We start from the raw sequence: 12,049 nt of genomic DNA on the forward strand, positions 1-12,049 counted from the left end.
GTCGGTTAACATGTCCGAAAAAGTAAGCAGAAGAACTTTTGTTAAAGGAGCTGTCGGCGCCGCTGCGGTCGCGTCATTAAGCCCCAGCGGCCTTATAAAGGCCGCAGCTCGCGGCAAGTCCAAGGCTCCCAATTTGGTATTCGTTTTCCCTGACCAATGGCGGGGACAGGCTTTGGGCTTTCGGGCTGAAGATCCTGTCCATACGCCCCACCTAGATCGCTTCGCAAAGGAGAGCCTTTCCTTGCCGCAGACTGTCGCTAACTACCCGTTATGCAGTCCGTATCGGGGAATGTTGATGAGCGGAAAGTATTCGCATGCCAATAAGGTGACCGGCAACTGCCGGGCGGATCGGGCCCAGTATGGCGTCGAGTTGCAGCAGGACGAGGACTGCTGGTCGGACGTCTTGCAGGCTCAAGGCTACAGCTTGGGCTATATCGGCAAGTGGCACCTCGACGCTCCGCGAGAGCCATTTATCGAGGCCAACCCGAAGTGGAACACCTGGTGTCCGCCAGAGCGTCGGCACGGATTTGACTACTGGTATTCGTACGGGACCTACAACGATCACAACCGCCCGATGTATTGGGAAACGAAGGCGGACCGCGAGGAATACCATTTCGTCGACCAATGGAGCCCTGAGCACGAAGCGGACAAGGCCATTGATTATATCCAGAACGAGGACGGGACGATGCGGGACCCTGACCAGCCTTTCGCCTTGGTGGTTTCGATGAACCCTCCTCATCCGCCGTATCATTTGTATCCAGATAAGTATCGTGAGCCTTATGCAGACAAGTCCCTAGACTCCCTGTTGGTCCGCCCGAACGTCGACCCAGAGCACCCTAAGGCCAAGGCCAACACGCGGGACTACTACGCTAGCATCACGGGAGTCGACGAGCAGTTTGCACGCATCCTCAAAGCGATTGATGATGTCGGATTGAAGGAGGATACGATCGTGGTTTTTACCTCGGACCACGGCGATTGCCTAGGTACTCACGGTGAGGTTTCGAAGAATAATCCCTTCGAAGAATCCATGCGGGTTCCGTTCTTGATCCGTTGGCCCGGCAAGATAAAGCCCGGTAGCGATGACCTGCTGCTCTCCACTCCCGACATTTACCCCACCTTGCTCGACTTGATGGGCTTTGAAAAAGAACTCCCGGAGGGGTTGCAGGGCGACAGCTATGCTCAGCTTATGCGGGGCGCGAACATCGTTCGACCAAGCTCGCAGCTTTACCTCAAGATTCCCTCCGAGGCTCCGGACTTGGGAGCTAGAGGCGTTAGAACGCAGCGTTACAAGCTGGTGCTAGACATTAGCGCGAACAAAGAGGTGTCGCGCATGTTGTTCGACCTAAAGGAGGATCCGTACGAATTGGAGAACTTGGCTGGTTCGCACCCGCGCGTTGTCGAGCAATTGATTGATAAGGAGCTGAAGCCTTGGTTGCTTAAAACCGGAGACCCCTGGTATCAGCACTTGAGCGCGCTGAATGCGGCAGGTAAGGCGGGCAATTCATAAAATCAAGCGCTCCCCACTTGTAATGGCCGCTGCGTGCTTCAAGATCGAAACGTCATGGTTACAAAGGGAGATTTGGAATTTGATACAGTTGTTGTGGGAGCAGGCGTCGCTGGTTTGGCAGCGGCGCGATTATTGATCCAGCGTGGGCAACGTACCGTCGTGTTGGAGAAGTCGCGCGGAGTTGGCGGCAGAATGGCTGCTCGCCGTCTCGCTGGACAGAGTTTTGACAATGGGGCTCACTTTTTCTCCGTCGCTGGGGAAACTTTCGGAAAAGAGCTGCAGCGATGGCAGTCAAAGGATATAGCGAAACTTTGGATACAGGATGGAGACCGTCGATTGTATGCCGGTTTGCCAAGCATGAATGCCCTCGCCAAAGAACTGGCAGAGGAAGTGGATGTCGAACGGCAGCAATTGGTGAGCACTCTGACGATCGAGGACGGCGTCGTTATTCTGCGGTGTGACAATGGTCAAAAGTGGAGAGCTAGGAAGGTTCTCTTTACGGCGCCACTGCCTCAGTCGTTAGCGATTCTGAAGCGCTCCAATCTAGACTTGGAGTCTGAGTTATTGGACGAGTTGGCTCGAGTGAGCTATGAGCCGTGCCTATCCCTCTTGCTCCGCCTCAAGGCGGACATCGGTCTCGCTGCCCCAGGTTTCTTGAAGGGAGTGAGCGAGAAACTGGATACGATCACGGACGCGCGACAAAAGGGAACCAGCTCGCAGCCCGGCTTGATCGTGCACTCGACGGCAGCCTTTGCCGAGGCCAATTACGAAAAGGACCGTCCTGTGCTAGAACAGATGATGATAGCCGCGGTGAAGGAGCTTTACCCGGTGGAAATTGAAGAGAGCTACTTGCACAAATGGCGCTATGCCCACCGCAAGGGGGAGGGCGTCGGAAGGCTATTCGCGGAGGCTAAATCGCTGCCCTTGTACTTTGCGGGTGACTCCTTCGGGATTGCCAAGATAGAAGGCGCTTATGACTCAGGTGCCGCCGCAGCGGAAGCGATTCTGCGAGCCTAGTTAGTCAGCTCCCTCTATGGCTTTACGGACCATCTCTATACAATAGGGGTGCCATTGATGGAAATTGATGGCTCTTCCTGAAGCCCGCCAGGAGTTGGTACTCCACTCATGGCAGAGGGGGACTTTCGCGTAGCGGGTGATTGCCGAAGTTGAGGTTCTCGGTTTTTGCAGACGGATTGTTGAGGGGAGATCTATACAGATAGATGGACTTTCCACGACCGGACAGCCGTTTCAGTCTCTCAAGTGGCTCGGTGTTCCACAGCGGCTCGCTAGGCTTATGTTTTACGTACGATATTTGCCAAAAAGGACTATGAAAATTACCCACACTGATCGATTAGGAAAAAAGCTTTCGGAAGCTTCTGGAGAGAACAGCGTCGAAATTGAAATATTGGGCGAGTTCGGGTTTGAGGATATCCTGATTTTCGAAATGGAGCCGGGTTCGTTTGTGGAGGTCGACATCGATCCGACTTTCAACAAGTCCATCGTTTATGCGCCGGACGGGAAAATCGTATACCAGTTGCCTGTTGGCCCGAAGGCGAGGGCCTACGACCCTGAGGCTTTTAAGGGGGAGCGCCACTTAATCACCATGGAAAGGGTTTCTCGCGAGTGGCTCGCCAAGCGACGAAACTTGGCTATGAACTCGTTGGATACGCGTTGGGACACCGGATATTTTCCTCATGCCTCGGCGAACGTGGTAACTCGTGACGAGCCCTGGTTCGAGGCGAAGAATGCGATTGACGGACACCTGTCGAGGGTCGGTCATGGAGCGTGGCCGTACCAATCTTGGGGAGGCGGTCTGAGAGATGACTTGGTGTTTCGCCTGGATTTTGGTCGAGAAGTATTGATCGACGAGATCGTCATCTATCTGCGCGCGGATTACGCTGACGACCATGATATCAATTGGGAATCAGGGGTCGTGACATTCTCCGATGGGGAAAAAATGCCAATCTCCATGAAGAAGGTAGAGGAAGGGCAATCGTACGCATTTGCGGAAAAGAAGGTGACATGGATCGAGCTGTCCGAGTTGAAGCGTGAAATCTCTGCCGCATTCTCAGCCCTAACCCAAATTGAGGTTTTTGGCAGGGACATCCTCTAGCTCGCTGCCTGCTTTTTTTGGGTTCATCAGCAGGAGCAGAGGAAATTGCTGGCTAAGTTGCTTGGTACAACTGTGGGAAGCGACCTTGTGCCACGATTGCTTTGGTCGAATCGTGGCACAAGGGCACACTTCCCACGGGAAAACTCAAAATTCCCGCAAGAATCACCAAGGAGGGCGCAAAAAAGCCAGCCACCGAATTGCGGAGGGGGCTGGCTGAGGGTTGCACTCGTTTCGGTTTTCGCTTAGCTCAGGGCGCCGGCCACTCGCAGTTGATTCGAGGCGTTGAGGGCACGGAGCTTCGAGAGAGCTTCAACGTAGTAGTAGTCGCCGTAGATGAGCGAGACGTCGATGCCGATATCGGCAGGGCGATTGAAAGTTCCACCGTGGATGATGCCGTCGCTGTCGTTGTCCCAGTTCCCGTAATTCTCGTAGGTAGACTTGATAATAGCGGTCGCGGCTCCGAGGTATTTGTCCGACTCCTCGCCTTCCAGAAAGGAAGAGAGCAAGATCATGCCACTTGCCGCGCAGGCTCCAGCTGACGTGTCGCGAGGGGTATCGTCATCGCGCGGCACGCGGAAATCCCAGTGCGGAACGTTGTCTTCCGGCAATTCGCTGATAAAGAAATCGGACACTTTCTTGCCTACTTCTAGATAGCGGGGTTCTTGGGTGTATTTGTAGGCGAGGGCCATGCCATGGACTGCCCATGAAGTTCCTCGAGACCAAGCGGAGGTCGTGGATTGGCCCTGACCGCTTTGCACCTTGATCTTTTCGCCGGTGAAGGGATCGAACTCGACCATGTGATTCACGGAAAAGTCGTCCCGGATGAAGTTTTCGATCACGGTTTCGGTGTGAGCGACGGCTACATGACGGAAACGAGGGTCTCCGGTTTCCTCCGAGGCCCAGTGAAGCAGGGGAAGGTTCATCATGCTGTCGATGATGCTGAGGCCGCGCGGATCCGAATCGTTTAGGCCGTTTTTGTTCCACGCGGACAGGAAGTTACCTGCTATGTTGAATCGGCTGGCCAGGTGGCTGGCGGCAATCAAGGCGCGACGCCTTGCTTCTGGGTCACCCGTCATCGTGTAGCGTTTGATGGAGGTGAGTTGCCACATGAAGCCGACGTCGTGGTGTAGATTGACGTACTCGTTGAGCGCTTGGTCCATCTGGTTCTCGCAGCTCAGGGCAATCTTGGCGAAAGGCTCGTGCTTGGTGTCCTCGTAGATCAACCAGAGGAGTCCCGGCCAAAAACCTGTTACCCAGCGCCAGAGGTCCTCGGTGTAGGTGTACTTGCCGTTCTCGTCTGTCATGGACGGGAATCTGTCGCCGATGACGAGGCTCGTCTTCTCTACCTTTTTTACCAATGCTTTCCATGCATCGTCTGTCCAACTGTTGTCGATCATACGTTCTTTTGTCGCTTATTTGAAAGGGGTCCGCATCGCATGTCGTTCAACGATTTGGAGGGGCGCAGCTAATTAGTTGTGCTACGTGAAGGGAAGTGGGGCTATTTTTTTCAACTGTATGTATTTTTTTCGGGCCCGGCCTGGGGCCGATGCAGCGTTGCGGGGAAGGGAGGCGAGGAACGCTGTCGTTTAGGATGAGTGCCGAGGGCTGTCAGGACCGCGGCACCTTGTGTTTCCATTCATGTTCGTCACATTGGATGGCTTGTGGGAAGCGACCTTGCGTCCCGATCGCTCCGCTCCAAATCGCGGCACAAGGCCGCTTCCCACTTTAAATCGTACCACAGGAATAGTGCAGGATGTTTCGCTGAAACCACACCAGGATGTAGCAAAAAAAGCTGCAGGCTGGAGACTCATCCCCAGCCTGCAGCCCAAAGTGTAGGTGCGTGTTCGCGTCTGGCTTTGCTAGATTTCGTTCTCGCCCTTGACGTAGCCGAAGTTCGCCAAGATGCCGCCGTCGACGTACAGGATGTGGCCGTTGACGAATTGGGCCGCGTTGGAGGCGAGGAAGAGAGCTGCGTTTGCAACGTCTTCCGGCTCTCCCCAGCGGTTGGCAGGGGTGCGAGTCATTACCAAGTCATTGAAGGGATGCCCGCCTTCGCGGATGGGAGCGGTTTGGGAGGTCGCGATATAGCCGGGGCCGATGCCGTTGACCTGCAGTCCGTATTTTGCCCACTCGCAAGTCATGTTTTCGGTGAGCAACTTCAAGCCGCCTTTTGCTGCTGCGTACGCGGAAACGTTTTGACGACCGTATACGCTCATCATCGAGCACATGTTGATGATTTTGCCGGCCCGGCGCTCGATCATGCCAGGAGCCACTCGCTTGGCTACGATGAGCGGTGCCACTAGGTCGACGTCGATCACTTGCTCGAAGTCCTTGATCGGCATATCCAAAATTGGGATACGCTTGATGATGCCTGCATTGTTCACTAGGATGTCGATGGGGCCGACGTCCTTTTCGATTTGGCTAATGCCTCTGTCGACTTGCTCTTCGCTGCAGACGTTGAAGTTTAAGGTGTAGACATCGATTCCTTCCTTGGCGTACTCGGCCTTGCATTCTTCGAGCTTTTCGTCGCTCAAGTCGTTGACGCAAAGCTGAGCGCCCGCTTTGGCCAAAACCTTGCCGATGGCCATGCCGATGCCATGGGTGCCGCCTGTGACGAGTGCTACTTTCCCCGAAAGGTCGAATAGTTCTTGAATGATGCTCATTTTATATATTTAGAATTTTAATGCGTAATATAAGTATAACCGTCACTCGGCTCTATCGAATGAAGTGGCGAGCTCGACGCAGTGCTTGCTTCGCGTCGACGGCGACGCAATTGGAAGCAGTGGTTCTGCTTTTATTGTTTCGATGAGGAGGTAACAAATAACTGCAATGCTCGATGGCGCAGCAGTCTGTCAAAGCTTCAGTTCGCGCAGAGGAAGAAAAGCCTTCGATTCGTATGAAATGTTTTAGTACATTACAGGGCGGCGAGCTGTGGGAATGAACAACGGACATGTAATAGTCCATTTCGTTCGATATAAGGAAAGCCACAATACTTGTGGTGCTTGTCTGGCTTGAGAAGACGCTGGCTTCAGCTCTGACATTATCGCAAGCGGACGACGGATTCTGCGAAATAGCAGTCGCCGTATAAAAGTGAGATATAGATGTATCAGGCCCTGTAGGTGTTTAAGGTTTACCGAGCCGTAAATCCTTCAACGCGGTATCGGCACGGGCACGGGCTATGTGCTCGTAGCGAGGGCTGCATTCTCCTCGCATTCCTAGGCGGTCCCGCGGAAACGAGAGTCAGCTTGTTGATGATGTCACCCTAAGCGTTTTCAATGAACGTATCGTTAGCGATCGCTGGCAAGCGGGTATCTCATCTGAAGCAGTGTCGGAATCACCTGCTAGGAATGCCGAGAGGGAGCATCCCTAGCGGCTCTTTGCGAATGGTTTACATTTCCTCAGACGACGAGGGGAGACCGAGGAAGGCATAGAGGGCCTCGAGGTAGTAGTAATCTCCCCAGCTTACGAATGCTGTCCCGAGGTCTCGATGGTACATACCCTCTCGCAGAATTCCAGCGCCCTCGTACACATCTGTGTTTTGATAGCGTTGCGCGAGAATCGTCAGGAGGTCGCCTGATGCCTTCTGGTAGGTTGTCGCCTTTTCTCCTTCCAGTACCCGGCCGAGGCGCACCAGTCCGGCGACGAAGATTGCGGTTGCGGAGCTGTCGCGTATGTCTGGGGTTTCGTCGGTGAAGTCGAAGTCCCAGTAGTTGATATCGTTTTCTGGAAGGTTGGCGAGGTAGACGTCGGCGCACTTGGTTGCTATTTCGAGAAAGCTTGGGTCTTGGGTAAATACGTAGCTCTTGTAGAAACCGTAGACTGCCCAGGCTTGGCCGCGGGCCCAGGTGGATTCGTCTTTGTGGCCTTGGTGGGTCGCTCCGTGGAGGGGCTTCCCGCTTTGCACGTCCATCCAGTAGGTGTGGTAGCTTGAGAAGTCGTCGCGGATAAGGGTCTTGCTGCTTACTTTGGCGTGCGAGATGGCAGCCTCTCTGTATTTGGAATCCCCAGTCAGCTCTGACGCGAGGTAGAGGTGAGGCAGGTTCATCATGCAGTCGATGATGATACGGGTCTTGTCGGCATGCGGGTCCATCGGTCCCCATGCTTGGATGAAGCCGCCTTTCTCGTTGTAACGGGCCATCAGCTTGTCCGCCGCGGCGAGGAAGAGCGCCTTACTTTGCTCATCGCCAGTAGCCTTGTAGTCGTAGTAGGCGGTCATCTCGTACAGGAATCCGATGTCGTGGGTCTCCATATGGCCGCTTTCGCAGCGAGACTTGAACGACGCAAGGATCTGCTCACGCTTAGATAGGTAGTACTCGTCTTTCGTGTTGAGGTAGGCCAAGTAGAGCTCGCCGGGATAAAATCCCATGGTCCAAACCTTGTTTTCCTCCTTTGGATAAACGTCGTTCTCGCTTACGTGCTGAAAGCGGTCGTAGTAATGCTCGACGTTGTGGCGAACGATTTTCAGGGCCTGTTCTAAGGCTGCGTTTATAGCAGGATGGTCTTTACTCATGAGATCTAAATGGGGGTGAGAATTGGTATTTTCGGCTATCATACCTGAAGTTTATTGAAGTTAGGGAGCTCGGGGTGGCCCCTCGGTGGAAACCGCCAAAACTGGGTTGGGGTCGCTCTTTCGGCGAACGAATCAATCAGTATGGATGACTTTCTTGCGGAAGAACGAGTGGGGGGGGGAGCTCCTACTAGGCGAACGTCTGGGTACGGAGGATCACTCCTTATCCACCGGTCCTGCAGAGTGGGCTAGTTTCCTCCTCCTTGGGCCTTGCGCACTACTTCGATCCAATAGGGGTTCCATTGGTGGAAATTGATGGGTAGGACCTTGCTTTGATTTTGTGGAATATGCTTCGCTAATCTATTCTTCAGCTCTGTGTGCTGTGGATTTGCAGCGACGTTGTCGAACTCGTTAGGGTCGAGGGAGCGGTCGTAGAGCTCTTCGGAACCGTCCTCGTAGCGGATGTAGCGGTAACGCTCGTCGCGCACGGCGACATTGTTTCGTCCCCAGATTGTGATGACGGGGTGGTCCCACGCCGCCTGCGGGTTGTCGAGCAGCGGCTTCAGGCTGCGACCGTCAAGCGTATCGGGTATGTCGATACCGATTAAGTTCAGCAAGGTCGGGTAGAGGTCGATTAGCCCTACGGGGCGACGGCAAATCGCGTTTTGGGGAATGCCAGGACCGGAGATGAGAAGAGGGACCCGGGTAGACTCTTCCCAGAGCGTCATCTTGGTTACGATGTTCTTTTCTCCAAGGTGATACCCGTGATCTGACCAGAGGACGACGATGGTATTCTCTGCGTAGGAGCTCTTCTCCAGGGCGTCCAACACGCGCCCGATCTCGTAGTCCGCATAGGCCACGCACGCCAGATAGGCCTGCACGACCTCTTTCCATTTTCCGTTTTCTATCATCCATTCCGTAGATGGAGTTGGCGGGGCTTCGTGGATGAGTTTACTGATTTCCGGAAGGTCGTCCCAGTCGCTTGCGAGGTAGGGTGGGAGTTCGATGGTATCGAGGTCGAACTTGTCGAACCACTCTTGAGGCACGTGCCAAGGGACGTGGGGTCGATTGATGCCTACACCAAGGAAAAAGGGTGCATCGTGATTTTGGGAAAGCGCTCCGATTGCATAGTCGGCAACGGCGTGGTCGGGCATTTGATCGTTGCGCTCAGGAAACGCTCCCCAATCAGTGGATGTTCTGTCGGCGTCGTAGTTCATGGGCTTCTCAGGATAAGGGCCGAAGTCCTTGAAGCCTGCATAGTCTTGAAGCAGGTTTCCGCCAGCTCCCTGATGGAGCAGTTTGCCGGCTCCTAAAGTTTTGTATCCATGGCGAGCGAGCAGGTGGGTGAGAAATTCAGGACGTTGCGGGGCTCCGTTTTCGGGAACGATTTCATTATCCTTCACATGCAAGTAGATGCCACTAGTGGAGGGTAGTAACCCAGTGAATACAGAAGCTCGCGAGGGACCGCAAAGCGGGGCCTGGCAGTGGGCGTTGGTGAAGCGAGTGCTGCGCTCGGCGAGTCTTTGAAGGTTGGGAGTGATGGCTTGCTCATGCCCGCCAAACGGAATGACCCAGTCGTTCAGGTCGTCGACTGCGATGAAGAGTATGTTGGGAGATTTTGGGGGAGCTGCGGGTGACGAGCTGATGAATGCGACGAATCCGCAGAGAATAAGAATGAGGCGTAGGATGCTGATACGTTTCATGGGAGCACAGTTGGGGAGCTGGTCTTGTTGCCGATTGATGATTCTTCGGGCGAGGCAACGGTGACTTTGGGAATGGGCGAATTTCGCAGCTAGCGGAGAACGAGTAAAACTCATTCATCTGAATTAAGAAGCTTCAGGTTTGAGGGGCGCTTACTGTGCCAAGCTCAACTTTCGCATGTTGATTTGGATACAGCTTTGTCCTTTTGGAGCTTTGAGTTGTTTTTGCATTGGAGGGGTACGGAAACTGGATTTGAGTTCGGTTTCACCATTGAAATCTGGGCCGAGCTGTCGCTCGTCATCAGCCCCACCCCCCTAAACTGCTATTGTCATGACGCTTCGTTCAATCGTTTCGACCCTTCTTTGCGCGCTCCTTGTATTTGTTTTTTCCAGCTCTCTCAACGCTGGCGAAAACGTGGCGATCCATCTGTGGGAACCTGTTGTGCTTACCTTTGAAGGCCCGGAGGCTTCGGAAACCGCGCATACCTTCCGCAACTATCGTATCGACGTAAGCTTTCGTCACGGAGACCGTCAGGTTACCGCTCCGGGCTATTTCGCGGCGGATGGGGATGCAGCGAACAGCGGCGCGGATTCCGGAAACAAGTGGCGGGTGAAGTTCACTCCGGACGCTACCGGAGAATGGAGCTACAAGGTTTCGTTCCGGGAGGGCCCGGACATCGCGATAAGCACAGACCCCAAAGCGGGAAAAGCAGTCAAGCCGATCGATGGTAAGAGCGGAACCTTCGAGGTGCTACCCACTTCAGTGGAAGCGGAAGGCTTCTTTGCCAAAGGGCAGTTGCGTTATGTCGGCGAGCACTACTTGCAGCATCAAGGAACTGGCGAATGGTTCGTTAAAGCGGGAGCGGGAAGTCCGGAAGATTTCCTAGGGTATGCAGGATTCGACGGCACTTACGATCGTGGCAGCAACCTGCCAGACGATGCTTTAGGCGAGGATGGGTTGCACAATTACGCTCCCCACATCAACGACTGGCGGGAAGGCGATCCCACTTGGGGAGACGGGCGCGGCAAGGGAATCATCGGAGCCCTCAATTACCTAGCCGAGAAAGGCTGCAACACGATCTACAACGTACTGATCACCTTGAACGGGGACGCGGACACGACTTGGCCATGGGTCGACCCCATCGAGTATGACGAAGGCAAGGCTCCCGATTTTAAGTATAAGCGGACCAAATACAAGAACCTAGACGTGTACGACGTCTCCAAGCTGGACCAGTGGGACATTGTTTTCAGTCACATGGATCGGCTGGGCATCAACCACGACACTTACCTGACGGAAAACGAGAACACGGCATTGCTGAATGGGGATCAGCTTGGTTTTGAAACGAAGCTCTACTTCCGCGAGATGGCTGCTCGCTTTTCGTATCACCTCAGCTGGCGTTGGAATATAGGGGAAGAGCCGCACGACGTGCGCCCCCCGGAAATGAGCGAGTGGATGGCCTACCTGCAGACAATCAACATCTATAATCACCCAGTAGGGCACCACTGCAGCGGGAAGCGCGAGCTGCGTTACGACGTCTACGACCCGCAGCTTGGCAAGGACTACATGGATGCGGCCTTCCTACAGATTAACGAAGACTATCATCTGGAAACGCTTAAGTACGTAACGGCATCGCGAGAAGCGGGCAAGAAATGGGTTGTTCCCATCGATGAGCCGAATCGTATCCTTCCTGGAAACGACGACATGGCTCGCGAAAGTTTTTGGAAGGTCATGATGGCTGGCGGTGAGGGGCTGGGCGTTTATGTCGCGTATCAGTTGAGCGACTACACTGACATTACGATCGAAGATTTCCGCCGCATGGAATCGGTTTGGGAGGTGCTCAAGCATGGAGTCGATTTCTTCCAAATTCCCGAGATCAATCGCGAGCTGCCAAAGCTCACGACCCAGAACGAACTCATTCGCAACGGCTATTGTTTCGCAGATAGAGGTAACACCTACATCGTTTGGACCAAGCACGCGGCAGCGGTTGACCTCGACTTAAGCGACGTCGAGGGTACGTATTCCGTTAAGTGGTACGATCCTATCAATGGAGGGGGGCTGCAGACGACGGAGAATACGGAAGTAAAGGGCGGCAAGCCGGTCTACTTCGGAACGCCGCCGACCGGCCACAACGAGTGGATTGTGGTGGTGCAGAGGGTGGACTGATCGTGCCTAGATGAAACGAAGGCCCCGGTTGGGCGGTTCCACTTTCTAGGCTTCGGTC

Annotated in this window: 8 protein-coding genes; 4 read left to right on the top strand and 4 right to left on the bottom strand. The window is 54.3% G+C overall.

Features of this window, described 5'->3' with window-relative positions:
- The first annotated feature begins 10 nt into the window (after window positions 1–10).
- From IEN85_RS11165 to IEN85_RS11175, 3 genes are all read left to right on the top strand, one after another.
- Window positions 11–1,507, top strand: coding sequence for a sulfatase family protein (locus tag IEN85_RS11165; RefSeq protein ID WP_191617169.1), 1,497 nt, complete (start codon window positions 11–13; stop codon window positions 1,505–1,507).
- 54 nt (window positions 1,508–1,561) lie between these two features.
- Complete coding sequence (locus tag IEN85_RS11170; protein WP_191617170.1) at window positions 1,562–2,524, top strand: NAD(P)/FAD-dependent oxidoreductase; 963 nt, start codon at window positions 1,562–1,564, stop codon at window positions 2,522–2,524.
- Window positions 2,525–2,834: 310 nt separating this feature from the next.
- Window positions 2,835–3,620 (top strand): carbohydrate-binding protein, encoded by a 786-nt coding sequence (locus IEN85_RS11175; protein WP_191617171.1) that lies wholly within the window; start codon window positions 2,835–2,837, stop codon window positions 3,618–3,620.
- Between the two features lie 242 nt (window positions 3,621–3,862).
- On the opposite strand, the gene IEN85_RS11180 is transcribed toward IEN85_RS11175, so the two are convergent.
- The 4 genes from IEN85_RS11180 to IEN85_RS11195 all read right to left on the bottom strand — a co-directional run bounded on the left by IEN85_RS11180 (window position 3,863) and on the right by IEN85_RS11195 (window position 9,830).
- Window positions 3,863–5,017 carry a glycoside hydrolase family 88 protein gene (locus IEN85_RS11180; protein WP_191617172.1) on the bottom strand — a complete coding sequence of 385 codons (1,155 nt, stop codon included), beginning with the start codon at window positions 5,015–5,017 and terminating at the stop codon, window positions 3,863–3,865.
- 462 nt (window positions 5,018–5,479) lie between these two features.
- The gene (locus IEN85_RS11185; protein WP_191617173.1) at window positions 5,480–6,283 is read right to left on the bottom strand and encodes a gluconate 5-dehydrogenase; all 804 of its coding nucleotides are present in this window, start codon (window positions 6,281–6,283) and stop codon (window positions 5,480–5,482) included.
- Window positions 6,284–7,008: 725 nt separating this feature from the next.
- Window positions 7,009–8,130, bottom strand: coding sequence for a glycoside hydrolase family 88 protein (locus IEN85_RS11190; RefSeq protein WP_191617174.1), 1,122 nt, complete (start codon window positions 8,128–8,130; stop codon window positions 7,009–7,011).
- 245 nt (window positions 8,131–8,375) lie between these two features.
- Window positions 8,376–9,830 carry a sulfatase gene (locus IEN85_RS11195; RefSeq protein ID WP_191617175.1) on the bottom strand — a complete coding sequence of 485 codons (1,455 nt, stop codon included), beginning with the start codon at window positions 9,828–9,830 and terminating at the stop codon, window positions 8,376–8,378.
- A 328-nt stretch (window positions 9,831–10,158) separates the two neighbouring features.
- Between IEN85_RS11195 and IEN85_RS11200 the strand changes: the two genes are divergently transcribed.
- On the top strand, window positions 10,159–11,991 hold the full coding sequence (locus IEN85_RS11200; RefSeq protein ID WP_191617176.1) for a DUF5060 domain-containing protein: 1,833 nt from the start codon (window positions 10,159–10,161) through the stop codon (window positions 11,989–11,991).
- Window positions 11,992–12,049 lie beyond the last annotated feature (58 nt).

Origin of the sequence: Pelagicoccus enzymogenes (genome assembly GCF_014803405.1) — a bacterium.
Classification (GTDB): Bacteria; Verrucomicrobiota; Verrucomicrobiia; order Opitutales; family Opitutaceae; genus Pelagicoccus; species Pelagicoccus enzymogenes.